The sequence below is a fragment of the Streptomyces sp. NBC_01549 genome (genome assembly GCF_026339955.1).
Classification (GTDB): domain Bacteria; phylum Actinomycetota; class Actinomycetes; order Streptomycetales; family Streptomycetaceae; genus Streptomyces.
On the sequence record NZ_JAPEPW010000001.1, the window covers coordinates 5,844,827 to 5,870,324 of the forward strand.

Below are 25,498 nucleotides of genomic sequence, written 5' to 3' on the forward strand. Positions count from 1 at the left end.
CCGCCCTCCGGGAGGACCCGTGTCCCGCACGTCCGGAACCACCCCCGACTCCCGCACCGCCCTACGCGTCTGCCCCCTCTGCGAGGCCACCTGCGGGCTGACGCTCACCATCGAGGGCACCCGGGTCACCGGCGCCCGCGGCGACCGCGAAGACGTGTTCAGCAAGGGGTTCATCTGCCCGAAGGGCGCCTCCTTCGGCGCGGCCGACGGCGACCCCGACCGGCTGCGCACGCCCCTCGTCCGCACGGACGGCGAACTGCGCGAGGCCACCTGGGAAGAGGCCTTCGACGCGATCGCGGCGGGCCTCGGCCCAGTCGTCGAGCAGCATGGCCCGCACGCCCTCGGCGTCGTCCTCGGCAACCCGAACGTGCACACCATGGCCGGCGCCCTCTACCCGACCGTCCTGCTCACCGCACTGCGCACCCACAGCGTCTTCACCGCCTCCACGCTCGACCAGATGCCCAAACACGTCTCGAGCGGCCTGCTCTACGGCGACGCCAACGCCATCCCGGTCCCGGACCTCGACCACACCGACCACCTCCTCCTCATCGGCGCCAACCCCCTGGAATCCAACGGGAGTCTGTGCACCGCCCCCGACTTCCCCGGCAAGCTCAAGGCGCTGCGCGCCCGCGGCGGCACCCTGACGGTCATCGACCCGCGCACCACCCGTACGGCCAAACTCGCCGACCGCCACGTCACCGTCCGCCCCGGCACCGACGCCCTGCTGCTCGCCGCGATGACATACGTCCTCTTCGAGGAGAAGCTCGTCGACCTCGGCGACCTCGCCCCGCACGTCCAGGACGTCGAGGAACTCGCCACCGCCGTACGGGACTTCACTCCCGAGGCCGCGAGCGAGGCCTGCGACGTGGACGCCGACACCATCCGGGCGCTCGCCCGCGAACTCGCCGCCGCCCCCACCGCCGCCGTCTACGGCCGCATCGGCAGCTGCACCGTCCCGCACGGCACCCTCGCCAGCTGGCTCGTCGACGTCCTCAACATCCTCACCGGCAACCTCGACCGCCCCGGCGGCGCCCTCTTCCCACAGGCCGCCACCGACAAGACGCCCCGCCCCGCCGGACCCGGTCGCGGCTTCGCGCTCGGCCGCTGGCACAGCCGGGTGAGCCGCCACCCCGAGGCCAAGGGCGAACTTCCGCTCGCCGCACTCGCCGAGGAGATCGACACCGCCACACCCGAGGGCAGCCCCGTCCGCGCCCTCATCGCCATCGCCGGCAACCCCGTACTGTCGGCCCCCGACGGCAACCGCCTCGACAAGGCCCTCGACTCCCTCGACTTCATGGTCAGCGTCGACCCCTACCTGAACGAGACCGCACGCCACGCGGACGTCGTACTGCCGCCGCCCCCGCCCTCCCAGAGCGCCCACCACGACTTCGCCTTCAACACCCTCGCCGTACGCAACCAGGTCCGCTACAACCGCCCCGCCGTCCCCCTCGAACCGGGCCGCATGGCCGAGACCGAGATCCTCGCCCGGCTGGTGCTCGCCGCGACCGGCATGCATGGCGCGGACCCGTCCGCCGTGGACGCCATGGTCATCGACTCCACCCTCGGCAAGGCCGTCCAGGACCCGCACGGACCCGTCCACGAACGCGACCCGAAGGAACTCGCCACGCGGCTCACCGGCGAGAACGGACCCGAACGCAGGCTCGACATGATGCTGCGCCTCGGCCCCTACGGCGAGGGCTTCGGCGCCCGGCCCGACGGCCTGAGCCTGGAGAAACTGCTCGCCCACCCGCACGGCATCGACCTCGGACCGCTGCGCCCCCGTCTGCCGCAGCCACTGAAGACGCGCAGCGGGAAGATCGAGCTGCTGCCCGCACCGATTGCCGACGATCTTCCCCGGCTGCGCGCCGCCCTGCGCGAGCGTCCGGCGGCGATCGTCCTCGTCGGCCGCCGTCACCTGCGCTCCAACAACAGCTGGATGCACAACGTCCCCGCCCTCACCGGCGGCACCAACCGCTGCACCCTGCACATCCACCCCGAGGACGCCGCACGCCTCGGCCTCGCCGACGGGGCGGCCGTGCGCGTCAAGGGCGCCGGGGGAGAGGTCGTGGCCCCGGCCGAGGTCACGGACGCCGTACGACGCGGGGTGGTGAGCCTGCCGCACGGCTGGGGCCACGACCGCCCCGGCACCCGGATGAGCCACGCGGCCCTGGACCCGGGTGTGAACGTCAACCAGCTCCTCGACGGCTCGCTCCTCGACCCGCTGTCGGGCACGGCGGTGCTCAACGGGGTGCCCGTGGAGCTCGCGGCATGCCCGTAGCGGGCCTCCGCTCACCGAGACAAGCCTGTGACCTGGAGTTTTGCGCTTATTGCTCGCGTGTCAACATCTTGTTAACGCAATCTTGCGCGACCTAACGTCATCGCACCGCCGTCCCTGGTGGGAGTTCAAGGGCGAACGTTAGGTAATCCAACTCATGCTGACCATCCTCGGCTTCACCATGATCGCGACCTTCCTGGTCCTGATCATGCTGAAGAAGATGTCGCCGATCGCGGCGCTCGTGCTGATCCCGGCACTCTTCTGTGTCTTCGTCGGAAAGGGCGCCAAGCTCGGTGACTACGTCATCGACGGCGTCACCAGCCTCGCCCCCACGGCGGCGATGCTGATGTTCGCGATCGTCTACTTCGGTGTGATGATCGACGTCGGTCTCTTCGACCCGATCGTCCGGGGGATCCTCAAGTTCTGCAAGGCCGACCCGCTGCGGATCGTGGTCGGCACGGCGCTCCTCGCCGCGATCGTCTCCCTCGACGGCGACGGCTCGACCACCTTCATGATCACGGTCTCGGCGATGTACCCGCTGTACAAGCGCCTCAAGATGAGCCTGGTCGTGATGACCGGCGTCGCCGCCATGGCCAACGGCGTCATGAACACGCTCCCCTGGGGCGGCCCCACGGCCCGCGCCGCGACCGCGCTGAAGCTCGACGCCAGCGACATCTTCGTCCCGATGATCCCGGCCCTCGCCGTCGGTCTCCTCGCCGTCTTCGCCCTCTCGTACGTCCTCGGACGCCGTGAGCGCAAGCGGCTCGGCGTCCTCACGCTGGACGAGGTCCTGGAGCCGGAGACCGAGACGGTGCTGGTCGGTGCGGGTGCGAGCGCCTCCGGTGACGGCGCGAAGAAGGCGACGCGTGCGGGTGGTTCGGGCTCCGGCACCGACGCGGACGCCAAGCTGCCCGAAGCGGACGACGACTTCAAGGGTCTCGACCCCCACCGCGCCACCCTGCGCCCCAAGCTCTACTGGTTCAACGCGCTCCTGACGGTCACCCTGCTCACCGCCATGATCATGGAGTGGCTGCCGATCCCGGTCCTCTTCCTGCTCGGCGCCGCGCTCGCGCTCACCGTCAACTTCCCCCACATGCCCGACCAGAAGGCCCGCCTCGGCGCCCACGCCGAGAACGTCCTGAACGTCTCCGGCATGGTCTTCGCCGCCGCCGTCTTCACCGGCGTCCTCCAGGGCACCGGCATGGTCGACCACATGTCCAAGTGGCTGGTCTCCAACATCCCCGCGGGCATGGGCCCGCACATGGCCTTCGTCACCGGCGTCCTGAGCATCCCGCTCACCTACTTCATGTCGAACGACGGCTTCTACTTCGGCGTCCTCCCAGTCCTCGCCGAAGCGGGCCAGGCACACGGAGTCTCGTCCCTGGAGATCGCCCGCGCCTCGCTCGTCGGCCAGCCGCTGCACATGTCCAGCCCGCTGGTGCCCGCCGTGTATGTCCTCGTCGGCATGGCGAAGGTCGAATTCGGCGACCACACCAGGTTCGTGGTGAAGTGGGCGGCGCTGACTTCGGTGGTGGTGTTGGGGGCGGGGATCCTGTTCGGCATCATCTGACGGGCGGGTGACGGCTGACAGTTTCTGTCATCTGTTATCTGTCATCTGAAATCCGTCATCTGCCACCTGTTCTCTGAAATCCGTCATCTGTCAGCCGTCATCGGATGGAGAGGTGTCCCCGTGGGGCCCGGTCGGAACCGCGGCTGGCTGCTGCGCCTCGTCATCGCCTTCAGCTTCGCGCAGGGGGCGGTGTCGATGGCCCGGCCCGCCGTCTCCTACCGGGCCCTTGCCCTGGGCGCGGACGAACGTGCCATCGGTGTGATCGCCGGTGTGTACGCCCTGCTGCCCCTCTTCGCCGCCGTGCCGCTGGGCCGCCGTACCGACCACGGCCGTTGTGCCCCGCTGCTGCCCGTCGGGGTCGTCCTCATCGCGGGCGGTTGCGCGCTCAGCGGTACGGCGGACTCGCTGGGGGCGATGGCTGCCTGGAGCGGGGTGATGGGCCTCGGCCACCTCTGTTTCGTCATCGGTGCCCAGTCGATCGTGGCCCGGCAGTCCGCGCCGCACGAGCAGGACCGCAACTTCGGCCATTTCACCATCGGCGCCTCCCTGGGCCAGCTGGTCGGACCGATCGTCGCGGGCTTCCTGATCGGGGGCTCGGACAGGGCGGGCAGCAGCGCGCAGGCCCTGCTCGTCGCGGGTGCGGTCGCCGCGGTGTCGTTCACCTCGCTCTGGCGTATCGAACACCGCAGGCCCGCCGAGTCCCGTACGGCTCAGGGCGACCGTGTCCCGGTACATCGCATCCTGCGCGCCCGGGGCGTACCCGCCGGAATCCTCATCAGCCTCTCCGTGCTGTCCGCGACGGACATCCTGACCGCGTATCTGCCGGTGGTCGGCGAGCACCGGGGCATCGCGCCGTCCGTGATCGGTCTGCTGCTCAGTCTGCGCGCGGCGGCGACCATCGCCTGCCGGCTGGTCATGACGCCGATGCTGCGGCTGCTGGGCCGGGCGACGCTGCTCACCGCGACCTGTCTGGTGGCGGGTGTGCTGTGCGCGGGGCTCGCGCTGCCCGTGCCGGTGTGGGCGCTGGCCGCGATGCTGCTGGTCCTCGGCTTCTGTCTGGGCGTCGGCCAGCCGCTGTCCATGACGACGGTCGTACAGGCGGCCCCGGACGAGGCCCGCTCCACGGCCCTCGCCCTGCGGCTGACCGGCAACCGGGTCGGTCAGGTGGCCGCCCCCGCCGCCGCGGGGCTGGTCGCCGGGGTCGCCGGCGTGGCCGCGCCGTTCGTGATGCTGGGCGCGCTGTTGGTGCTGTCCTCGGGGGTCGCGCTGCGCTCGCCGAGGAAGGCGCCCGCCGGGCGCGTACGGCCCCGGGTGCCCGTGCGTCGCAAGAGCGACATCTGCCCTTCCCCCGACAGGCCCGATGAGGGTGAGCCGAAGCGTCTGCCGGGCCGGTAGGCGATCGTCCGTTTCCGCCGCACCGGGACAGGGGCGGGAACCGGACCGCGAGCGACACGCCGGATCGCGCCGGGTGTCTTCCCCCGGGCGGTCGCGGTCCGTTAACTTCCGTGACTCATACGTTCCTTGCGACCCGCTCGGGGCGTTCCGACCGCGGAGCGACAGCGCCCTGTGAGCCCCCGGGGGCACCCTTCATGACACGCGCCATCTCCCTGCACCAGGTCAGCAAGTCGTACACGCGCGGTGTTCGCGTGGTGGAACGGCTGTCGCTGGACATCCGGCCGGGCGAGTTCCTCGTACTGCTCGGACCCTCCGGCTGCGGCAAGTCGACCGTGCTGAGGATGATCGCCGGTCTGGAGGACGCCACTGAGGGCGAGGTGCGCCTCGACGGTGAGGACGCGGGCGATCTCCCGCCGTCCGAGCGGGACATGGCGATGGTCTTCCAGAACTTCGCCCTCTATCCGAGCATGACGGGCCGCGACAACATCGGCTTCCCGTTACGCATCGAGACCCCCGGCGAGGACCCGCGTCCGCGCGTCGACGCCACCGCCCGGATGCTCGGCATCGAGGACCTCCTCGACCGTTTCCCCCACCAGTTGTCGGGCGGCGAACGCCAGCGCGTGGCGATGGGCCGTGCGATCGCCCGCCACCCCTCCGCCTTCCTGATGGACGAGCCGCTCTCCAACCTCGACGCCAAACTCCGCAACCACCTGCGCGCCGAGATCGCCTCGCTCACCAGGGAGTTGGGCGTCACCACGGTGTACGTCACCCACGACCAGGCCGAAGCGCTGTCCCTCGGCGACCGGGTCGCTGTCCTGCGCGGCGGCGTCCTGCAGCAACTGGGCACACCCCGTACGGTCTACGCGCTGCCCGCGAACGTCTTCGTCGCCGCCTTCATCGGCACCCCGCGCATCAATCTGCTGCGCGGCCTGGTGCGGGCCCCGCTCGACGGGGCCATGACGATCAGCCTCGGCAAGCAGTATCTGCCGCTGCGCGAGCCCTGGTCGGTGGATCAGCGGTTGCTGCGGGTGCAGCAGGGCCGTGAGGTCATCGTCGGGCTGCGCTCCGAGGCCGTGCGCGTGGCGAAGCCGTCGGAGGCCCGGCCCGGCGAGGTGGCGATCAGCGGACTCGTCGAGCACGTGGAGTTCCAGGGGCACGAGGTGCTCGTCCACTTCAACACCGGCTCGCGGCCCGCCTTCGTCCCGGAACTCGAGGCGCCGCGCGCGGTCCGCCCGGCCGGGCGCCGCCGCCGCGAGGGCTCGCTCCTGGCCCGTCTCCGGGACCGCCGGGCCGCTCTGCGCGCCGGGCCGGTGGTCGCCCTCGACGACCCCGCCGACGCGGATCCCGCCCGCGACGACGAGATCCCGCCGGACGGCCGCCTCCCCGGCGACCTGGTCGTCCGCACCACCCCCGACTTCGACCTCCGCCACGGGATGCAGGTCCCGCTCCTCGTCGACCTCGCCCATCTGTTCGTCTTCGGCCAGCACGGCGAACGCATCTCCCCCGCTCCGGCGCGGCTGCCGGACCTGGACGAGTGAGGTGAGCAGGGTGACTCGCGGGAGACGTCTGGCGCCTGAAAACTAACACCGCTAGTTTGTGGGTCGGACGACGCTACGAGGTGGACGACGCCGCGAGGTGGACGACGCGCCCCCGCCCGGGAGGAACACGATGAAGGCACATGACGGCATGTACATCGACGGCGCCTGGCGCCCCGCCGCCGGGACGGACGTGATCGAGGTCGTGAACCCGGTGGACGAACAGGTCCTTGGCCGGGTTCCGGCGGGCACGGCCGAGGACGTCGACGCCGCCGTACGGGCCGCCCGCGCCGCCTTCCCGGCATGGGCCGCGACCCCACCCGCCGAGCGGGCCGCGCGGCTCGGGGCCCTGCGTGACGTCCTCGCCGCACGCAAGGACGAGATCGCCGAGACGGTCACGGCGGAGCTCGGCTCCCCGCTGCCCTTCTCGCAGTCGGTGCACGCGGCGGTACCGATCCTGGTCGCGGGCTCGTACGCCGAACTGGCGGCCACGTGCGCCTTCGAGGAGAAGGTCGGCAACTCGACCGTCTACCAGGAACCGGTCGGTGTCGTCGGCGCGATCACGCCCTGGAACTACCCGCTGCACCAGATCGTCGCCAAGGTCGCCCCCGCGCTCGCGGCCGGCTGCACGGTCGTCCTGAAGCCCGCCGAGGACACCCCGCTCACGGCCCAGCTCTTCGCCGAGGCGGTCGCGGAGGCGGGCGTCCCGGCCGGCGTCTTCAACCTCGTCACCGGCCTCGGTCCGGTCGCGGGCCAGGCCCTCGCCGAACACCCGGACGTGGACCTGGTCTCCTTCACGGGCTCCACGGCGGTGGGACGGCGGATCGGAGCGACGGCCGGTGCGGCGGTCAAGCGGGTCGCCCTCGAACTCGGCGGCAAGTCCGCCAACGTCATCCTGCCGAGCGCCGACCTCGCCAAGGCCGTCAACGTCGGCGTCGCCAACGTGATGTCCAACTCCGGCCAGACGTGCAGCGCCTGGACCCGCATGCTCGTGCACACGGCCCAGTACGAAGCGGCGGTCGAACTCGCCGCGACCGCCGCGGCGAAGTACGGGGACCGCATCGGCCCGGTCGTCAACGCCAAGCAGCGGGCACGCGTACGCGGTTACATCGAGAAGGGCATCGCCGAAGGAGCCCGACTCGTCGCGGGCGGCCCCGGATCCCCGCGCGATCAGGGGTATTTCGTCCAGCCGACCGTCTTCGCGGACGTCACCCCCGAGATGACGATCGCGCAGGAGGAGATCTTCGGCCCGGTGCTGTCGATGATCCCGTACGAGGACGAGGAGGACGCCGTCCGGATCGCCAACGGCACGGTGTACGGGCTCGCGGGCGCGGTGTGGGCGGGCGACGAGGCCGAGGCGGTCGCCTTCGCACGACGGCTCGACACCGGCCAGGTCGACATCAACGGCGGCCGGTTCAACCCCCGGGCCCCGTTCGGCGGTTACAAGCAGTCGGGGGTCGGACGGGAACTGGGCGCGCACGGCCTGTCCGAGTACCTCCAGACGAAGTCCCTCCAGTTCTAGCCCGTTCCACTCCACTCCATCTCAGTCAGTTCCAGTCAGTTTCGGAGTTCTGGACCCGAGGAGCTTTTACGTGGTTCGCGCTGCCGTACTTCCCGCCGTGGGCGCTCCCCTGGAGATCGCCGAGATCGACCTTCCGGCACCCGGTCCCGGCCAGGTCCGCGTCCGGCTGGCCGCCGCCGGGGTCTGTCACTCCGACCTCTCGCTGTCCGACGGCACCATGCGGGTACCCGTCCCCGCCGTCCTCGGCCACGAGGGTGCCGGGACCGTCGTCTCCGTCGGGGAGGGCGTGACGGGTATCGCGCCCGGCGACGGAGTTGTCCTCAACTGGGCGCCCTCATGCGGGAGTTGCCACGCCTGCTCACTGGGCGAGGTGTGGCTGTGCGCCAACGCGCTGACCGGTGCGGGGGACGTGTACGCGCGGCGCGCCTGCGACGGGAGCGATCTCCATCCCGGGCTGAACGTCGCCGCGTTCGCCGAGGAGACCGTCGTGGCCGCCGGGTGCGTACTGCCCGTCCCGGACGGCGTCCCCCTCAGCGATGCTGCCCTCCTCGGCTGCGCCGTCCTCACCGGGTACGGTGCCGTCCACCACTCGGCGCGGGTCCACGCGGGTGAGACCGTCGCCGTGTTCGGGGCGGGCGGGGTCGGGCTCGCGGCGCTCCAGGCGGCGCGGATCGCGGGCGCGTCGCAGGTCATCGCGGTGGACGTCTCTCCGGAGAAGGAGTCGCTGGCGCGCGAGGCGGGCGCCACGGACTATGTCGTCGCCTCCGACGCCACCGCCCGTGAGATCCGCTCCCTCACGGGGAAGCGGGGTGTCGATGTCGCCGTCGAGTGCGTAGGGCGTGCGGTGACCATTCGCGCGGCCTGGGACTCCACTCGCCGCGGCGGCCGTACGACGGTCGTCGGCATCGGCGGCAAGGACCAGCAGGTCACCTTCAACGCGCTGGAGATCTTCCACTGGGGCCGTACGCTGTCCGGCTGCGTGTACGGCAACTCCGACCCGGCGCGGGACCTGCCGGTGCTGGCGGAGCATGTTCGGGCGGGGCGGCTGGATCTGGGGACGCTGGTGACCGAGCGGATCGGGCTGGACGGGATCGCGGGGGCGTTCGAGAACATGGTGGCAGGGAAGGGCGGGCGCGCGTTGGTGGTGTTCTAGCTCCGGGTGGCGTGGTTGTCCGCGGGTGGGTGGGGGCTGGTCGTGCGGTCTCCCGCGCCGCTGAATTTCTTGGGCCGGGGTCGGGAGCGGGACACCGCTACCCCGGCCAGGCACAGCGTTCCACCCGCCAGCGTGAGCAGCCCCGGTATCTCGCCCAGGAACAGCCAGGACAGCGCGACGACGAGCGCGGGCACCGCGTAGGTCGTCGCGCCCATACGGCTCGCGGTGGTCCGGGCCAGCGCGTACGCCCAGGTCGTGAACGCCAGCGCGGTCGGGAAGACGCCGAGGTAGAGCACGTTGAGGGTGGCGGAGACGGGCGCGTCGGCGACGTCGTGGACCAGTTGTCCCGCGAACGGCAGGCACACCACTGCCCCGACCAGACAGCCGAACGTGGTCACCTGGAGGGCGCTCGCCCGTCCGAGCGCCGGTTTCTGCGCGACGACCCCCGCGGCGTAGCCGACGGCGGCGAGCAGACACAGGACCACCCCGAGGACCGAGGAGCCGCCCTCGCCGGACATCGACAGCCCCACCGCGACCGCCCCCGCGAACGACACCGCCATACCGGCCAGCAGCCGCGGCGGCATCGCGTCGCCGAGCAGCCGGGAGCCGAGCAGCGCGATCAGGATCGGACCGATGTTCACGACCAGCGCCGCCGTGCCGGCGTCCACCTGCTGCTCACCCCAGTTCAGGACGACCATGTAGAAGCCGAACCAGAGCAGGCCGGATATCGCGATCCCGCGCCAGGCCGCGCGCGGCGGCCACCCCTCACGGCGTACGAGACAGATGGCGCCCAGCGCGACGGATCCCGCCAGCAGCCGCCCGAGCGCCAGCGCGCCCGGCGAGTACGCCGCGCCCGCGCTGCGGATCGAAACGAAGGCGGAGGCCCACAGCACGACGGTGACGGTCGCGGCGCCCGCGGCGAGCGGGTCCGCGCGGTGGGCGGACACGGGTGGGGTGGCGTTCATCATGGTCCCGAGGCTAGATGGGGTACGGGGGAGGGGGCTCGCGGTTTTCGGACGCCGCAGTGGGGCCGGTCGGCTCAGCGCAGTGTCGTCGCCTCGATGCCCAGGAGTTCCGCGAAGGCCCGCTCGCCGTCCGGCGTGACCTTGACCGCGCGCTCCGATCCGATACGTACGCACCAGCGGGCGTCCAGGGCGTGGCGGCACAGGGCCGCGCCGGCGGTGCCCGCGAGGTGGGGGCGGCGTTCGGTCCAGTCCAGGCAGGCGCGGGTGAGGGGGCGCCGGCCGGTGCGGTCCAGGCCGATGCCGGCCTCGTCGAACCAGCGCAGGCCCGCGTCCGTGAGCGCGAAGCCGGTGTCCTGGCGGAGCAGCCCGCGGTGGGTGAGGGCGTCGGTGAGGGTGATGCCGAGGCGGCCCGCGAGGTGGTCGTAACACGTGCGGGCGCGGGCCATCGCGGAGCCGGTGCCGGCTTCCCGCAGGGTGCGGGGGCGTCGGGTGGTGTCGGGGGCGATCTGGGCAGCGAGGTCCTCGACGAGCTGGGCGACGTGGGGGTCTGCCAATCGTACGTAGCGGTGTCGGCCCTGCCGTTCCTCGGCGAGCAGGCCGCCGGCGACCAGCTTGCCCAGGTGTTCGCTGGCCGTCGAGGGGGCGACCTGGGCGTGCCTGGCCAGTTCACCGGCGGTCCAGGCGCGGCCGTCGAGCAGGGCGAGCAGGAAGGTGGCGCGGGTTTCGTCCGCGAACATCGCGGCCAGCGCCGCGAGGCGCGGTGCGACCGGATCCGTCGACCTCGTCATGCCACCCATCATCCGCCCCGCACAGTTCGGCCCGCGCCGAACGGTTTCCGGGCCGCGGGGGTTCTTCGGCCGAGGGCCGGTGGGGGCTGGTCGCGCAGTTCCCCGCGCCCCTGAAAGCCTCCAGCGCGTCCGGAGTTCGAGGACGAGGCCCATCGCCCCGCAGCCAACGCGCCCGCCCCGGCGCCGTCAGCCCTCGCCCGTCACCCTTCCGAACTGCTCCGTCAACCCGTCCAGCAACGCCCCGAGCCCCACCTCGAAGGCCCGCTCGTCCACCTTCTCCTGCTGCTCGGCGAGCAGGTGGGCCTGTCCGAGGTGGGGGTAGTCGGCGGGATCGTAGGCGTTCTCGTCGTCGACGAAGCCCCCGGCGAAGGAACCCAGCGCGGACCCCATGATGAAGTACCGCATCAGCGCCCCGATCGACGTGGCCTGGGCCGGTGGCCACCCGGCGTCGACCATCGCGCCGAAGACGGCGTCCGCGAGCCGCAGCCCGGCGGGACGGCGCCCGGGACCGCGGGCGAGGACCGGGACGATGTTCGGGTGGTCGCGCAGCGCCGCCCGGTAGGACACGGCCCAGTCGTGCAGGGCGGTACGCCAGTCCCGCCCGTCCTCGAACATCGACAGGTCGACCTGCGCGCTCACGGAGTCCGCGACCGCTTCCAGGATCTGGTCCTTGGTGCGGAAATGGTTGTAGAGGGAGGGCCCGCTCACGCCCAGTTCGGCGGCGAGCCGCCGCGTGGAGACGGCGGCCAGACCCTCCGTGTCCACCAGGGCCCGTGCCGTCTCGACGATCCGGTCGGTGCTCAGGAGGGGCTTGCGCGGTCGGGCCATGGCGCACATAGTAGGGCTGCGCACTTAAACTAGCAGTGCTAATTTAGCTTTTCGAATGTACGGCTTTCAAATGGGGTGACCCGTCATGAACCTGGAGCTCAGCGAGGAGCAGACCGCCGTCCGGCAACTCGCCAAGGACTTCGTGGACCGCGAGATCGCCCCTCATGTCGTCGAGTGGGACCGCGCCGAGGAGGTCGACCGCTCGCTCGTCAAGAAGCTCGGCGAGGTCGGCTTCCTCGGGCTCACCGTCGACGAGGAGTACGGCGGCAGCGGCGGCGACCACCTCGCGTACTGCCTCGTGACGGAGGAGCTGGGCCGCGGTGACTCCTCCGTACGCGGCATCGTCTCCGTCTCGCTCGGTCTGGTCGCCAAGACCATCGCGTACTGGGGGAGCGAGGAGCAGAAGCGGCAGTGGCTGCCGGGGCTGACCTCCGGCGCGTACGTGGGCTGCTTCGGCCTCACCGAGCCCGGCACCGGCTCGGACGCGGGCAACCTCTCGACGAAGGCCGTACGCGACGATGGGGGCCCCTCCCGCTCGAGCGGAGCCGAGAGTGGGGGAGACTACGTCATCAACGGCACCAAGATGTTCATCACCAACGGGACCTGGGCCGACGTCGTCCTGCTCTTCGCCCGCTCCACCGACGCCCCCGGCCACAAGGGCGTCTCCGCCTTCCTCGTGCCGACCGACACCCCCGGCCTGAGCCGCCGCACCATCCACGGCAAGCTCGGCCTGCGCGGCCAGGCCACCGCCGAAATCGTCCTGGAGGACGTACGCGTACCCGCGAGCGCCATGCTGGCGCCCGAGGGCAAGGGGTTCTCCGTGGCCATGTCCGCTCTCGCCAAGGGGCGGATGTCGGTCGCCGCCGGGTGCGTCGGCATCGCCCAGGCGGCCCTGGACGCCGCCGTGCGGTACGCGACCGAGCGGGAGCAGTTCGGGAAGACCATCGCGCACCACCAGCTCGTCCAGGAACTGATCAGCGACATCGCCGTCGACGTGGACGCGGCACGGCTGCTGACCTGGCGGGTCGCCGATCTCATCGACCGCGGACTGCCCTTCGCCACGGAGTCCTCGAAGGCCAAGCTCTTCGCCTCCGAGGCCGCCGTGCGCGCCGCGAACAACGCCCTCCAGGTCTTCGGCGGCTACGGCTACATCGACGAGTACCCGGCCGGCAAACTGCTGCGCGACGCCCGCGTGATGACCCTCTACGAGGGCACCAGCCAGATACAGAAGCTGGTCATCGGGCGTGCCCTGACCGGGGTTTCCGCCTTCTGAGGCCGACCGGGGCCCGCGTCTTCTGAGTACGCCCGCACGCGGCACTGAGTACGTGGGCGGATGTGACGGCGGTCGCGTCCGCCGACCCTGGTCCCATGAACGAGACACCCGTCAAGCACCAGAACACGGCGGCCTTCTACGGTCAGGCCGTGGCGTCCTTCTCCCTCGCCATGGTGGCGACCGCCGTCGGCATCTACAAGCTGCACGCCGACGCCTGGGTGCGAGCCTTCCTGGCCATCGCCGTCCTCTATCTGGTGACGTCGGCCTTCACGCTGGCCAAGGTGATCCGTGACCGCCAGGACGCGGGCGCCGACCGGGCTCGCTAAGCGCTCGCTCACCTTCGGCGGTATGGTGTACCTCCTGTCAGCGAGAGGGGCGAACCAGCGATGAGTACGGCGGAGGAGACGGCCGGCGGCGAGATGCAGCCGTGGGCCGAGGTCACCCCGGACGCGGCCCGGCGGCTGCTCGTCGCCGCCGTGGAGGCCTTCGCCGAGCGTGGTTACCACGCGACGACGACCCGGGACATCGCGGGCCGTGCGGGCATGAGCCCCGCCGCGCTCTACATCCACTACAAGACCAAGGAAGAGCTGCTCCACCGCATCAGCCGGATCGGTCACGACAAGGCGCTCGACATCGTGCGCGGCGCGGCACAGGGCGGGGGCAGCGCCGCCGAGCGGCTCACCGACGCCGTGCGGTCCTTCGTACGGTGGCATGCCGGGCAGCACACCACCGCGCGGGTCGTGCAGTACGAGCTGGAAGCCCTCGGGCCCGAGGCGCGAGCGGAGATCGTCGCGCTGCGGCGGCAGACCGACGCGGCCGTGCGCGGCATCATCGAGGACGGTGTGGCGGCGGGCGACTTCGACGTGCCGGACGTGCCGGGCACCACGCTCGCCGTGCTCTCACTCTGCATCGACGTGGCCCGCTGGTTCAACGTCGACGGCCCTCGTACGCCCGACGAGGTCGGCGCGCTCTACGCCGACCTCGTGCTGCGCATGGTCGGGGCCAAGGAGTAGCGGCCCCGGGCGCGTGCGGGGTGCTCAGACGTAGTAGCGCGACACCGACTCGGCGACGCATACCGGCTTGTCGCCGCCCTCGCGCTCCACGGTGAAGGCCACGGACACCTGGACACCGCCGGTCACGTCCTCGACGCCGGTGATCTTCGCGGTGGCGCGCAGCCGTGAGCCGACCGGTACGGGGGCGGGGAAACGGACCTTGTTCGTCCCGTAGTTGACGCCCATCTTCACGCCTTCGACCTTGATCAGCTGCGGGCCGAAGAGCGGGAGGAGCGACAGGGTGAGGTAACCGTGCGCGATCGTCGTGCCGAAGGGGCCGGCGGCGGCCTTCTCGGGGTCGACATGGATCCACTGGTGGTCGCCGGTCGCCTCCGCGAAGAGGTCGATCCGCTTCTGCTCGATCTCGACCCAGTCGCTATACCCCAGCTGTTCGCCCACCGCGGCCCGCAGTTCGTCGACCGTCGCGAACGTCCTCGGCTCTGCCATCTTCCCGACCTCCCGCATCTCTATGTCTAAGCAACTGCTTAGCATGGTCGGGCGCGGGGCGCATGTCAACGGACCGGGCGTGTGACGAAGTAGGTAGGGCGGGTGACGAAGTAGGTAGGGTTGGAGGGGTGCCCCAGATCCCTGAGAAGATCCACGAGCTGACCGTCGGTCAGCTGTCGGCCCGCAGCGGCGCCGCCGTCTCCGCCCTGCACTTCTACGAGTCCAAGGGCCTGATCAGCAGTCGTCGCACCACCGGAAACCAGCGCCGTTACCACCGCGACGCGCTGCGCCGTGTCGCCTTCGTCCGGGCCGCCCAACGCGTCGGCATCCCCCTCGCCACCATCCGCGAGGCGCTCGCCGAGCTCCCCGAGGAGCGCACCCCGACGCGCGCGGACTGGGCCCGGCTGTCGGAGGCCTGGCGTTCCGAACTCGACGAGCGGATCAGGCAGTTGAGCCGGCTGCGGGATCACCTGACCGACTGCATCGGGTGCGGCTGTCTGTCCCTGGAGAACTGCGTGCTGTCCAACCCCGACGACGTCTTCGGCGAGCGCCAGGCGGGGTCCCGGCTCATGGTGGAGCGCGTCACCGCGCAGCGGAAACCACGGAATCGCCAGCCGGAGGCCGAGGAGTGCCGCTGAGCGGCACTCCTCGGCCTCCGGCTCCGCAGGACCGGCTCCCGCGCTCCGGCCGCCCCGGCGCGTCACGCTAGTGCTGCACCGCGTTAGTTCGTTGAGGGGCTGATCACGGACGTGAGGCGCGTGGCAGGCTGATCTGCATGATGATCAGTGATCCGTCGCTGGACGGCGATGCGGTGTTGGCGGTGCGCCCCATGCTCACGGATGACGACCTCAACGAGTTGTTCAGTGCCTCCTGACTGGCCGGGTCACAGGCTGACATCCTTCGCACCGATGCTGGCCCGCGGTCTCGCCTGGATCGCCGCACGCCGGGGGAGCCGGTTGGTCGGATTCGTCAACGTGGTCGGTGACGGCGGCGCTCACGCTTTCATCCTGGACACCACCGTGCACCCTGACGAACGTCGGCAGGGGCTCGGGGTGCAACTGGTGCGTGCGGCCGCCGATGAGGCGAGGACTTGTGGTGCCCAGTGGCTGCACGTCGACTACGAACCTCACCTTGAGTCCTTCTACGCACAGTGCGGGTTTTGGCCGACTGCTGCGGGTCTTATGCGGCTTTGAGCGAGGATGCCCCGGCGCTTACGATCTTGCGAGTCTCAGGACCGGCCAGGTGTCGCCCTCCTCGCCGTGCAGCAGGACGGGTCGGCCGTGCGCGGTGCCCAGGTCCGCCAGGAGGGAGCGGGCCGACCGCTCGGCCGTCTCCGGGGAGGCGTCACGCCGACCCCGTCGGCGGCTTCCCGCACACTGTTCGGACGAACCTGCACCATGCCTCCGAGCCTGCCAGGCCACGCGCCTGAGAGGGGCGCGGGGAACTGCGCGCTCAGCCACGGACAATCCCGCGGCCGACGACTCACCCACAGTTCCCGTAACCCCGCCGCCGCTCAACCCAGCGGAGCGCTCACGCGGAGACCAGCAACCGCCCGCGCCTGGCCTCCGCCAGTGCCTCGGGCGTGAGGACGGGCCGCGGCACGACGATTCCGCAGCCTGTACAGACGGGACCCGACGACGGTTCGTGGGCCAGGTCGTACTTCCAGATGAGGCGCTCACCGGTGCAGACCGGGCAGACCGTGCCCGGCTCGCGCTCCAGCGCGGCGATCAGCCGGCGCAGCACCTCGGCCAGTGACTCATGGGGGTGGATCCGAGGATCGTCGCACCACGCGACGCCGAAACCACCCCAGGTCAGCCGGTGCCAGTCGTCCACGCTGCCCGGCCGGCGCAGCCCGTCGTGCTTCTCCTTCTTGCGGCGTTCGGCGAACTCGACCTCGTAGGCGAGCCAGACGGAGCGGGCCTCCTCCAACTCGTCCAGTGCGGCCACGAGCCGCGCTGAATCGGGGGACCGGTCCTCGGGACCGAACCCGGCCCGGGAGCAGAGATGGTCCCAGGTCGCCCGATGCCCGTAAGGGGCGAACCTCTCCAGGCACTTGCGCAGTGAATAGCGTCGCAGTGCCAGATCACTCCTCGGATCTCGCACCTGTCTCGCCAGACTCCGAAAACCCGCCATCGCCCTGCACCTCCGTCACACCTGCACCTGTACTTCGGTCACTTCGGCGTCGCCGTCCCAAGGACGTCGCCGAGTAGACGTATCGACACGTGATTCGGCTCCATCCAATTTCCGATGAGCGCCATAAGTCACCGGCCGAACTCCCTCCGGCCTACCTCCCTTCGCTGTCAGTCACCCGTTGAAAAGCCTGTGGGTCGGGGTGCCGGGTGCCGGGGTGTCGGTCGTCGGCTCCGCACGGCCCGTCGATCTCTAAACGGCTCGTGACCTCTGAACAGCTCAGTGATCGTTGAAAAGTTGACGCATGTTCATCTTCCAACTCGGGGATACCGGCGGTAACGTCCGGCCCACCCCCGTCGGTAGGAGCAGCCATGCCACGGCGCACCGCACGCACCGCACTCGACAGACTGAGAACTCCCCGCAGATTCCCCAAGTTCCTCGGAGCGGCATCCATCTGTGCCCTCATAGCCGCCCTGCTGTCCCCGCTGACCCAGGCGGCGGCCGCCGACGGCACGGCCGCGCTCGCCGCCAACGACTACTGCGGCGGCCAGTGTTCCGACATCCTCCCGCCCGGTCAGAACGGCAACGCCACCCTCGCCCAGATCCTCCTCAACCAGGCCTTCGGCATCCAGCCCGACCACGCCGAGGACCAGCTCGGCCCCTACAGCAACCTGGCCTCGGGCGCCGCCACGCTCACCGATGCCAAGATCAACGACTTCTTCAACGACGCGTCGTTCGGGGTCGCCTCCGACCAGGTCGCCTCCACCACCGCGCCCGGCGGACGCACCGACGTGACGATCGTCCGCGACAAGAAGACCGGTGTGCCGCACATCACCGGCACCACCCGCTACGGCACCGAGTACGGCGCCGGGTACGCAGCCGCCCAGGACCGGCTGTGGCTGATGGACGTCTTCCGGCACGTCGGCCGCGGCCAGCTGACCTCCTTCGCCGGCGGGGCCCCCTCCAACCAGGGCCTGGAGCAGGAGTTCTGGCGCAACGCCCCCTACACCGAGGCCGATCTGCAGACCCAGATCGACAACGCCATCGCGAACAACGGCACCCGCGGCCAGCAGGCCCTCGCCGACGCCAACGCCTACATCGACGGCATCAACGCCTACATCGACGCCTCCGACAGCGGCCGTTACTTCCCCGGCGAGTACGTCCTGACCGGCCACAAGGACTCCATCACCAACGCCGGCACCATCGACCACTTCAAGATCACCGACCTGGTCGCGCTGGCCTCCGTCATCGGCTCGCTCTTCGGCTCCGGAGGCGGCGGCGAGGTCAACAACGCCATCTCGCTGCTGGCCGCGCAGTCCAAGTACGGCGTGACCGAAGGCACCAAGGTCTGGGAGTCCTTCCGCGAGCGCAACGACCCCGAGGCGGTGCTCACCGTCCACAACGGCGAGAGCTTCCCGTACGCCTCGAAGCCCGACACCGCGCAGGGCGAGGCCCTGCCCGAAGCCGGTTCGGTGACCCAGGAGCCGCTGGTCTACGACCGCACCGGCAGCGCGGCGACCGCCACCGCCACCAGCACCTCGGCGACGGCGGCCGCCACCACCCTCACCTCGGCGAAGCGCGGGATGTCCAACGCCCTCGTGGTGAGCGGCAAGTACACCGCCAGCGGACATCCGATCGCCGTCTTCGGGCCGCAGACCGGCTACTTCGCGCCACAGCTCCTCATGCTCCAGGAGATCCAGGGCCCGGGCCTCAGCGCGCGCGGCGCCTCCTTCGCGGGCCTGAGCATGTACGTCGAACTCGGCCGCGGCCAGGACTACTCCTGGAGCGCGACGACCTCCGGCCAGGACATCATCGACACCTACGCCGTCGAGCTGTGCCAGGACGACTACCACTACCTGTACCACGGCACCTGCACGGCCATGGACAAGGTGGAGCGGACCAACTCCTGGAAGCCCACCACGGCCGACAGCACGGCGGCGGGCTCGTACCGCATGCAGGTCTACCGGACCAAGTACGGTCCCGTGGAGTACCGCGCGACGGTCGGCGGCAAGAAGGTCGCGTACACGACCCTGCGCTCCTCCTACATGCACGAGGCCGACTCGATCATCGGCTTCCAGATGCTCAACGACCCGGACTACGTGAAGAGCCCGGGGACGTTCCAGAGCGCGGTGCAGCACATCAACTACACCTTCAACTGGTTCTACGCCGACTCCTCGCACACCGCGTACTACAACAGCGGTGACAACCCGGTGCGCGCGACCGGCGTCGACGCCGAGTTCCCGGTCTGGGCGCAGGCCGCCTACGAGTGGCAGAACTGGGACCCGACCACGAACACCGCCTCGTACACCCCGCCGTCCGCCCACCCCAACTCCATCGACCAGGACTACTACATCTCCTGGAACAACAAGCAGGCCAAGGACTACACCACGGCCCCCTGGGGCGACGGTTCCGTGCACCGCGGGAACCTCCTGGAGGACCGGGTGAAGAAGCTGGTCGCCGCGGGCGGGGTGACCAGGTCCTCGCTCACCAAGGCGATGGCCGACGCCGCGCTGGCCGATCTGCGGGCCGAGGACGTGCTGCCGAAGCTGCTGAAGGTCATCAACAGTTCGACGGTCACGGACACCACGGCCGCCGCGGCGGTGACCAAGCTGTCCGACTGGGTGACGGCTGGCGCCAAGCGCAAGGAGACCTCGGCCGGCTCGAAGGCCTACGCCAACGCCGACGCGATCCGCACCCTGGACGCCTGGTGGCCGCTGCTGGTGAAGGCCGAGTTCGAACCCGGTCTCGGCACCGACCTGTACACCGCCTTCTCCAACAACCTGCCCATCGACGAGTCGCCGTCGGCCGCCCACGGCCCGACCGGCGCACACGCCGGAAGCTCCTTCCAGTACGGCTGGTGGAGCTATGTCGACAAGGACATCCGGGCGGTCCTCGGCGAGTCCGTGCAGGGCGGACTGTCGCAGAAGTACTGCGGCAGCGGCAGTCTCAGCGCCTGCCGGGACACCCTGATCAGCACGCTCAAGACGGCGGCCGACCTGACGGCCGCCCAGGTCTACCCGGGCGACGACCAGTGCTCGGCGGGTGACCAGTGGTGTGCCGACTCGATCGTCCAGCGGACGCTCGGCGGCATCAAGCACGGCAAGATCACCTGGCAGAACCGGCCGACCTATCAGCAGGTGGTGGAGTACACGTCGCACCGGTGACCCCGGAGCGCGTCGCGGACTTCCCGGCGGCGGGTCACTGAACGCGGCCCGCCGCCAGCACCACCTGGGCCAGCTCCCGGTGGCAGATGTCGCTGTGGGCCCCGGACGGGGGCCCACCGCGGTTCACCACCGCGCACGCGTCGACGTTCACGCACCCCGACACCGGCAGCTTCGCGCGCAGCGCGTCGGCGAGCGTGAACGTCTTCGTGCCTTCCACCGCCTGCACCCCGTCGTGTCCCATCGCGCCCCAGCGGGCGCCCAGGAGGTGGCCGGGGTCGAGATCCACGCCCAGCACCGAGCGGTCGTCGTCCGCCATCCGGGAGGCCAGCGGATAGATCGTGCCGAGGGCCGTGTCGAAGTGGGAGTAGCAGCACACCACAGGGCCGTCGACGCGGCTCGGCAGACCGTGCAGCACGCCGCTCGACCGCGGATCGCCGGGCAGCCGCGCGGCGAACGCGTAGTGCGAGAACGCCCCTTGGAGCAGGGTCACGGACTTCACCGTGCGCACGCCCTCGGGCAGTCCGCGCAGCGCGAAGGAGACCAGTCGTCCGCCGAAGCTGTGCCCGACCAGGTGCACGCGCACCCCGGGCGCGGCGGTCGCGAGCTGTCCGAGCGCCCGCCCGAGCCCACGCTCTCCCACCGTGCCGGCGCGCCGCTTCATGGCGTAGTACGTGGCCTGGCGCAGCAGTTCACGCGCTCCGTCCCAGAGCCGCGGCAGCGCGAAGGCCTCGCCGGGGGCCGCCATCCGGGCCAGCGCATCGGCGAACTCGCCGCACGCCGTGGCCGTGTCCCCGAAGAGCATCGCGGGGTCGCCCTGGGGCACCCCGGCCGCGAGCGTGTCCGCGGCGAAGGCGGCCTGCGGTCCCTGTGGTCGCACCTCCACCAGCAGCCGCACCAGACGCCCGAACTCCTCCAAGGAGGCGCCCTCGTCCGGCTGTTGGTCCAGCAGGCGCGCGATCTGCTCGACGACCGTCGCCCGGCCGGGGAACACCTCAAGGAGCGCGTGCCGGGTGTCCTTGTCGAGCGCGGCGCGGGCGGCGGCGGGCACGCCGGTGGAGACGGCGGCGGCCACCGACCGGGGGAAATCGGGGATCGGCTCGTCCGAGAACCGCATCGAGGGCCACACCACACCGACATACCCCAGACGCGCGTGCGGCGCGAGGTCCGGGACGGGTGCGAAGAACTGGCTGTAGAGACGGGTCGCGCCGGAACGGTCGTTGTTCCAGCCGTGCGCGAAGACGATCAGATCACGCACTCCGCGCCGGGGCACCTCCGCGAGCAGCCGGTCCCTTTCCCGGCCGTCCACGTCTCCGTCCGCGTCGAAGGTCAGTTCCCAATAGGGAGAAACACTGACTGCCGGATCCGCCATGGCAAGCCCCCTCGTCCCCCGAAGGCGGTGCGATGTGGGCGCATCGTCCTACCGGGGGCGAAGATTGGCCATAGGTCACGACCCATCCAAGGAAAAGAAGTTATTTCCGCTCATCCGTAGAGCAGATATTCCTTCCGGATCCCTTGGAAAGCCTTCAGCTCGTCCTGCCAGGCGGCCACGATCTTGTCGGCCGTCGCCCCCGCGTCGATCATCCTGCGCACGCTTGTGGAACCGGTCAGCTTGTCGATCCAGTTGTCCGAGCGCCAGGTGAAGCCGCTCCAGACCTTCTTGGCGGTCACCAGGAGGGCGATTCCGGTGTGGACGGGGTCGTACGCGGACCGGTCGTGCACATGGATCTGCACGCCGCCGATCGTCTTTCCCTGGAACTTGGAGAAGGTCGGAGCGAAATACGCCTCCCTGAAGTGCACGCCCGGGAGCTTGAGCCGGTTCGCCTCCAGCGCCCATCGGCCGTCGATGCCCTCCGCGCCCAGCAACTCGAACGGGTGGGTCGTGCCGCGCCCCTCCGACAGGTTCGTCCCCTCGAAGAGACACGTTCCGGAGTACACCAGGGCGGTGTCGGCCGTCGGCATGTTCGGGCTCGGCGGCACCCACGGAAGGCCGGAGGCGTCGTAGAAGTCCGACCGCTTCCAGCCCGACATCAGTACGGTGGTCAGTTCCACCGGCGCCGTCAGGAACTTCCCGTTGAACAGCCGGGCCAGCTCCGCCACCGTCATCCCGTGCGCCTGTGCGATGGGCTGCCGTCCGACGAAGGTCGCGAACTCCTTGTGCAGCACCGGGCCCTGGGCCGCCCGTCCGGTCACCGGGTTCGGCCGGTCCAGCACCACGAAGCGCTTGCCCGCGAGCTGGGCCGCCTCCATGCAGTCGTACAGCGTCCAGATGTACGTGTAGAAACGCGCGCCCACGTCCTGGATGTCGAAGAGGACGGTGTCCACGCCGGAGGCGGTGAAGATGTCGGCGAGAGGCCGGCCGCTCTTGAGGTACGTGTCGTAGACCGGGAGTCCGGTCGCCGGGTCGTCGTAGCGGCCCTCGGAGCCGCCGGCCTGTGCGGTGCCGCGGAAGCCGTGTTCCGGGCCGAAGACGGCGGTCAGCTCGACGTGGGGGTCGGCGTGCATGACGTCGACGATGTGGCGAACGTCTCTGGTGACACCGGTGGGGTTCGTGACGACGCCGACACGCCGGCCGTGGAGGGCGGCGTAGCCGCTTGCCCGGAGCTGCTCGAAGCCGGTGCGGAGGGGGTCGGCATGGGATGTCGTCGTGGTGGGGGTGGTGCGGGTCGCTGCGAAGGCGGCGGTGGCGGTGGCCGTGGCGGTGGCTGTGAGGAGGGCTCGGCGGGAAGGGCGCATGGGGGACCTCCGTGATCGCGGAAGGCTGGCACCGGCACGTTAGGCGCTCCCGCGGACGGTGCGTAGGCGGCAGGCCGTATGCGGCCGGTCGGGCCCACCCGGCGGAGCCGCATACGTGGCACAGCGCCACCCCTCTGAAAAGGAAGCCCCTTCCCTCGCTACATACCGACTGGTTAGTCTGGGGTCGCAGCTGAGCCGTGTTGTGTCGCGTCGTGTCGAAGGAGACTGATGGTGGAAGCCGTGCAGGATGCGGGAGTCGTCGTCACCGGAGCGGGGGGCGGCATCGGGGCCGCGCTGGCCCGTCGTTTCGCCGCCGAGGGGGCCCGGGTCGTCGTCAACGACCTGGACGCCGCCAAGGCGAAGGCCGTGGCCGAGGAGATCGGGGCGATCGCGGTTCCCGGCGACGCGTCCGCGATCGTGGCCGAGGCCCGGGACGCCCTCGGGGGCACCATCGACGTCTACTGCGCCAACGCGGGCCTTCCCTCGGCCGGCAGCGAGTCGGCCGACGAGAAGGTCTGGGCGCTCGCCTGGGACGTCAACGTGATGGCGCACGTACGGGCGGCCCAGGAGCTGCTCCCGGCCTGGCTGGAGCGCGGCAGCGGCCGGTTCGTCTCCACCGTCTCCGCCGCCGGACTGCTCACCATGATCGGCGCCGCGCCCTACAGCGTCACCAAGCACGGCGCGTACGCCTTCGCCGAGTGGCTGTCGCTGACCTACCGCCACCGCGGCCTCAAGGTGCACGCGATCTGCCCGCAGGGCGTGCGCACCGACATGCTCGACGCCACCGGCAGCGCCGGCGACCTGGTCCTCCAGCCGACCGCCATCGAGCCGGAGGCCGTCGCGGACGCGCTCTTCGCGGGGATCGCGGAGGACCGCTTCCTGATCCTGCCGCACCCCGAGGTCGCCGGGTACTACCAGGTGCGGGCCACGCAGCCGGACCACTGGCTGGCGAACATGAACCACATCCAGCAGAAGTGGGAGGCGACCCGATGACCACCTACGCCGACCGGCCCTGGGTCGCCCTCCTCAATGACGCCCAGAGTGGCCCGGTGAGCCCGGCCGACTCCCTGGTGCACGCCCTGCGCGGGGCCGTGGCGGCCGCCCCGGACCGCGCCGCGCTCGCCTACTTCGACGGGCGGCTGAGCTACCGCGAGGTGGACGAGCTGAGCGACTCCGTCGCCGGGCACCTCGCCGCCCGCGGTCTGGAGCGCGGCGACCGCGTCGCGATCCTGCTCCAGAACTCCCCGCACTTCGTGCTCGCGCTGCTCGGCGCCTGGAAGGCGGGCGCGACCGTCGTGCCGGTCAACCCGATGTACAAGTCGGGCGAGGTCCGCCACGTCCTGCACGACGCGGACGTACGCGCCCTGGTGTGCTCCGACCGCGCGTGGGAGTCGTATCTGCGCGACACGGCGGCCGACTCGGCCGTCAGCGTCGTCCTCACCGGGTGCGAGTTGGACTTCCAGACGCGGGGCGACGCGCGTGTGCTGACCTTCGAGCGGCTGCCGCAGGCCGCGGACGCCGACGATCTGGTGGCCGTCGCCCGGGCGGGCCACAAGGCCCCCGAAGGGCGTGACGCGGAGCCCTCCGACATCGCGCTGATCAGTTACACCTCCGGGACGAGCGGCACCCCCAAGGGGGCCACCAACACGCACGGCAACATCATGTACAACGCCGAGCGGCAGCGGACGGGGCTCGGGCTGCCCGAGGCGCCCGTCTACTTCGCGATGGCACCTCTGTTCCACATCACCGGGATGGTCTGCCAGCTCGCCGCCTGCCTCAACAGCGCGGGCACGCTCGTCCTCGCCTACCGCTTCGAGGCGGGGGTCGTCCTCGACGCGTTCGCCGAGCACAGGCCGCTGTACACGGTGGGCCCGTCGACCGCCTTCATGGCCCTCGCGGCGCATCCGGCGGTCACGCCGGACCACTTCTCCTCCTTCGTGAACATCTCCTCGGGAGGCGCACCGCTGCCGCCCGCCCTGGTGGAGAAGTTCCGGGCCGGCGTCGGGCCCTACATCCGCAACGGCTACGGACTCACCGAGTGCACCGCGCCCTGTGCCTCCGTACCGCCGCACCGGGAGGCTCCCGTCGACCCGGTCTCCGGCACGCTGGCCGTCGGCGTGCCGGGCCCCGACACGGTCGTACGCATCGTCGACGACCAGGGCCAGGAGGTGCCCTTCGGCGAACAGGGCGAGATCCTTGTACGAGGGCCCCAGGTCGTGCCCGGCTACTGGCGCCGTCCCGAAGCCACCGCCGAGACCTTCCCGGACGGTGAGCTGCGCACCGGCGACATCGGATTCATGGACCCGGAGGGCTGGCTCTACGTCGTCGACCGCAAGAAGGACATGATCAACGCGTCCGGCTTCAAGGTGTGGCCCCGCGAGGTCGAGGACGTGCTCTACACGCACCCCGCGGTCCGCGAGGCGGCCGTCGTCGGCATCCCCGACGGCTACCGCGGCGAGACCGTGAAGGCCTACATCAGCCTGCGGCCGGGCGCCGACGAGGACCCCGACGCGCTCGCCGCGTACTGCAAGGAGAGACTGGCCGCCTACAAATATCCGCGGCATGTGGAGATCCTGCCCGAGCTGCCGAAGACGGCGAGTGGCAAGATCCTCCGTCGGGAACTGCGTTCCCGTCCCCAGGACTCTCAGTAGACGACCAGTAGACGACG

General features: G+C 70.8%; 21 protein-coding genes. 14 read left to right on the forward strand and 7 right to left on the reverse strand.

Annotated elements, in window-relative coordinates:
* Positions 1–19: 19 nt before the first annotated feature.
* The 6 genes from OG819_RS26030 (at position 20) to OG819_RS26055 (ending at position 9,450) form a co-directional block, all read left to right on the forward strand.
* Positions 20–2,278, forward strand: coding sequence for a molybdopterin oxidoreductase family protein (locus OG819_RS26030; protein ID WP_266651288.1), 2,259 nt, complete (start codon positions 20–22; stop codon positions 2,276–2,278).
* 154 nt (positions 2,279–2,432) lie between these two features.
* Positions 2,433–3,845 carry a citrate:proton symporter gene (locus tag OG819_RS26035; protein ID WP_266651289.1) on the forward strand — a complete coding sequence of 471 codons (1,413 nt, stop codon included), beginning with the start codon at positions 2,433–2,435 and terminating at the stop codon, positions 3,843–3,845.
* 120 nt (positions 3,846–3,965) lie between these two features.
* Complete coding sequence (locus OG819_RS26040) at positions 3,966–5,240, forward strand: MFS transporter (protein ID WP_266651290.1); 1,275 nt, start codon at positions 3,966–3,968, stop codon at positions 5,238–5,240.
* A gap of 194 nt (positions 5,241–5,434) precedes the next feature.
* A complete protein-coding gene (locus OG819_RS26045; RefSeq protein ID WP_266651291.1) occupies positions 5,435–6,778 on the forward strand; it encodes an ABC transporter ATP-binding protein in 1,344 nt (447 codons plus the stop codon).
* A 130-nt stretch (positions 6,779–6,908) separates the two neighbouring features.
* The gene (locus tag OG819_RS26050) at positions 6,909–8,297 is read left to right on the forward strand and encodes an aldehyde dehydrogenase family protein (protein ID WP_266623497.1); all 1,389 of its coding nucleotides are present in this window, start codon (positions 6,909–6,911) and stop codon (positions 8,295–8,297) included.
* Between the two features lie 70 nt (positions 8,298–8,367).
* A complete protein-coding gene (locus OG819_RS26055) occupies positions 8,368–9,450 on the forward strand; it encodes a Zn-dependent alcohol dehydrogenase (RefSeq protein WP_266651292.1) in 1,083 nt (360 codons plus the stop codon).
* Here OG819_RS26055 and OG819_RS26060 read toward each other — a convergent pair.
* The 3 genes from OG819_RS26060 to OG819_RS26070 form a co-directional block, all read right to left on the reverse strand.
* Complete coding sequence (locus OG819_RS26060; RefSeq protein ID WP_266652851.1) at positions 9,447–10,415, reverse strand: DMT family transporter; 969 nt, start codon at positions 10,413–10,415, stop codon at positions 9,447–9,449. The genes OG819_RS26055 and OG819_RS26060 overlap by 4 nt on opposite strands.
* Before the next feature lie 74 nt (positions 10,416–10,489).
* Positions 10,490–11,215 carry a helix-turn-helix transcriptional regulator gene (locus OG819_RS26065; RefSeq protein ID WP_266623494.1) on the reverse strand — a complete coding sequence of 242 codons (726 nt, stop codon included), beginning with the start codon at positions 11,213–11,215 and terminating at the stop codon, positions 10,490–10,492.
* Positions 11,216–11,389: 174 nt separating this feature from the next.
* A complete protein-coding gene (locus OG819_RS26070) occupies positions 11,390–12,031 on the reverse strand; it encodes a TetR/AcrR family transcriptional regulator (protein WP_266623492.1) in 642 nt (213 codons plus the stop codon).
* 85 nt (positions 12,032–12,116) lie between these two features.
* On the opposite strand from OG819_RS26070, the gene OG819_RS26075 reads away from it, so the two are divergent.
* The 3 genes from OG819_RS26075 to OG819_RS26085 all read left to right on the forward strand — a co-directional run bounded on the left by OG819_RS26075 (position 12,117) and on the right by OG819_RS26085 (position 14,317).
* Positions 12,117–13,304, forward strand: coding sequence for an acyl-CoA dehydrogenase family protein (locus OG819_RS26075; protein WP_266623490.1), 1,188 nt, complete (start codon positions 12,117–12,119; stop codon positions 13,302–13,304).
* Between the two features lie 95 nt (positions 13,305–13,399).
* Complete coding sequence (locus OG819_RS26080; RefSeq protein WP_266623489.1) at positions 13,400–13,630, forward strand: YiaA/YiaB family inner membrane protein; 231 nt, start codon at positions 13,400–13,402, stop codon at positions 13,628–13,630.
* A gap of 60 nt (positions 13,631–13,690) precedes the next feature.
* Positions 13,691–14,317 carry a TetR/AcrR family transcriptional regulator gene (locus tag OG819_RS26085; RefSeq protein WP_168490237.1) on the forward strand — a complete coding sequence of 209 codons (627 nt, stop codon included), beginning with the start codon at positions 13,691–13,693 and terminating at the stop codon, positions 14,315–14,317.
* 24 nt (positions 14,318–14,341) lie between these two features.
* On the opposite strand, the gene OG819_RS26090 is transcribed toward OG819_RS26085, so the two are convergent.
* Positions 14,342–14,803, reverse strand: coding sequence for a MaoC family dehydratase (locus OG819_RS26090; RefSeq protein WP_266415803.1), 462 nt, complete (start codon positions 14,801–14,803; stop codon positions 14,342–14,344).
* 128 nt (positions 14,804–14,931) lie between these two features.
* Here OG819_RS26090 and soxR point away from each other — a divergent pair, with 128 nt between their 5' ends.
* Together soxR and OG819_RS26100 are read left to right on the forward strand one after the other, a co-directional pair.
* Positions 14,932–15,441 (forward strand): redox-sensitive transcriptional activator SoxR, encoded by a 510-nt coding sequence (soxR, locus tag OG819_RS26095; RefSeq protein WP_266623488.1) that lies wholly within the window; start codon positions 14,932–14,934, stop codon positions 15,439–15,441.
* Positions 15,442–15,711: 270 nt separating this feature from the next.
* Positions 15,712–15,996: a GNAT family N-acetyltransferase gene (locus OG819_RS26100; protein WP_266623486.1), complete on the forward strand. Its 285-nt coding sequence runs from the start codon at positions 15,712–15,714 to the stop codon at positions 15,994–15,996.
* Between the two features lie 337 nt (positions 15,997–16,333).
* On the opposite strand, the gene OG819_RS26105 is transcribed toward OG819_RS26100, so the two are convergent.
* Positions 16,334–16,936 (reverse strand): hypothetical protein, encoded by a 603-nt coding sequence (locus OG819_RS26105; protein WP_266623485.1) that lies wholly within the window; start codon positions 16,934–16,936, stop codon positions 16,334–16,336.
* A 368-nt stretch (positions 16,937–17,304) separates the two neighbouring features.
* On the opposite strand from OG819_RS26105, the gene OG819_RS26110 reads away from it, so the two are divergent.
* Positions 17,305–20,097, forward strand: a complete 2,793-nt coding sequence (locus OG819_RS26110; protein ID WP_266651293.1) for a penicillin acylase family protein — start codon at positions 17,305–17,307, stop codon at positions 20,095–20,097.
* A 34-nt stretch (positions 20,098–20,131) separates the two neighbouring features.
* Here OG819_RS26110 and OG819_RS26115 read toward each other — a convergent pair whose 3' ends face one another.
* Positions 20,132–21,466, reverse strand: coding sequence for a serine-threonine protein kinase (locus tag OG819_RS26115; RefSeq protein ID WP_266651294.1), 1,335 nt, complete (start codon positions 21,464–21,466; stop codon positions 20,132–20,134).
* A gap of 110 nt (positions 21,467–21,576) precedes the next feature.
* Entirely contained in the window at positions 21,577–22,830 is a 1,254-nt protein-coding gene (locus OG819_RS26120; RefSeq protein WP_266623478.1) for a DUF1343 domain-containing protein, read from the reverse strand.
* Between the two features lie 228 nt (positions 22,831–23,058).
* Here OG819_RS26120 and OG819_RS26125 point away from each other — a divergent pair, with 228 nt between their 5' ends.
* Both OG819_RS26125 and OG819_RS26130 read left to right on the forward strand, forming a co-directional pair.
* A complete protein-coding gene (locus OG819_RS26125) occupies positions 23,059–23,823 on the forward strand; it encodes an SDR family oxidoreductase (RefSeq protein WP_266623476.1) in 765 nt (254 codons plus the stop codon).
* A complete protein-coding gene (locus tag OG819_RS26130) occupies positions 23,820–25,481 on the forward strand; it encodes an AMP-binding protein (RefSeq protein ID WP_266623475.1) in 1,662 nt (553 codons plus the stop codon). Before OG819_RS26125 ends, OG819_RS26130 begins: the two co-directional genes overlap by 4 nt.
* Positions 25,482–25,498: the final 17 nt, after the last annotated feature.

Excerpts from the sequence above, each read along its gene's own strand:
- OG819_RS26090 (WP_266415803.1), bottom strand. The coding sequence starts at position 14,803 with ATGGCAGAGCCGAGGACGTTCGCGACGGTCGACGAACTGCGGGCCGCG.
- OG819_RS26035 (WP_266651289.1), top strand. The coding sequence starts at position 2,433 with ATGCTGACCATCCTCGGCTTCACCATGATCGCGACCTTCCTGGTCCTG.
- OG819_RS26130 (WP_266623475.1), top strand. The coding sequence starts at position 23,820 with ATGACCACCTACGCCGACCGGCCCTGGGTCGCCCTCCTCAATGACGCC.
- OG819_RS26105 (WP_266623485.1), bottom strand. The coding sequence starts at position 16,936 with ATGGCGGGTTTTCGGAGTCTGGCGAGACAGGTGCGAGATCCGAGGAGT.
- OG819_RS26120 (WP_266623478.1), bottom strand. The coding sequence starts at position 22,830 with ATGCGCCCTTCCCGCCGAGCCCTCCTCACAGCCACCGCCACGGCCACC.
- OG819_RS26070 (WP_266623492.1), bottom strand. The coding sequence starts at position 12,031 with ATGGCCCGACCGCGCAAGCCCCTCCTGAGCACCGACCGGATCGTCGAG.
- OG819_RS26075 (WP_266623490.1), top strand. The coding sequence starts at position 12,117 with ATGAACCTGGAGCTCAGCGAGGAGCAGACCGCCGTCCGGCAACTCGCC.
- OG819_RS26065 (WP_266623494.1), bottom strand. The coding sequence starts at position 11,215 with ATGATGGGTGGCATGACGAGGTCGACGGATCCGGTCGCACCGCGCCTC.
- OG819_RS26110 (WP_266651293.1), top strand. The coding sequence starts at position 17,305 with ATGCCACGGCGCACCGCACGCACCGCACTCGACAGACTGAGAACTCCC.
- OG819_RS26085 (WP_168490237.1), top strand. The coding sequence starts at position 13,691 with ATGAGTACGGCGGAGGAGACGGCCGGCGGCGAGATGCAGCCGTGGGCC.
- OG819_RS26100 (WP_266623486.1), top strand. The coding sequence starts at position 15,712 with ATGCTGGCCCGCGGTCTCGCCTGGATCGCCGCACGCCGGGGGAGCCGG.
- OG819_RS26060 (WP_266652851.1), bottom strand. The coding sequence starts at position 10,415 with ATGAACGCCACCCCACCCGTGTCCGCCCACCGCGCGGACCCGCTCGCC.
- OG819_RS26050 (WP_266623497.1), top strand. The coding sequence starts at position 6,909 with ATGAAGGCACATGACGGCATGTACATCGACGGCGCCTGGCGCCCCGCC.
- OG819_RS26125 (WP_266623476.1), top strand. The coding sequence starts at position 23,059 with ATGGTGGAAGCCGTGCAGGATGCGGGAGTCGTCGTCACCGGAGCGGGG.
- OG819_RS26115 (WP_266651294.1), bottom strand. The coding sequence starts at position 21,466 with ATGGCGGATCCGGCAGTCAGTGTTTCTCCCTATTGGGAACTGACCTTC.
- OG819_RS26080 (WP_266623489.1), top strand. The coding sequence starts at position 13,400 with ATGAACGAGACACCCGTCAAGCACCAGAACACGGCGGCCTTCTACGGT.
- OG819_RS26045 (WP_266651291.1), top strand. The coding sequence starts at position 5,435 with ATGACACGCGCCATCTCCCTGCACCAGGTCAGCAAGTCGTACACGCGC.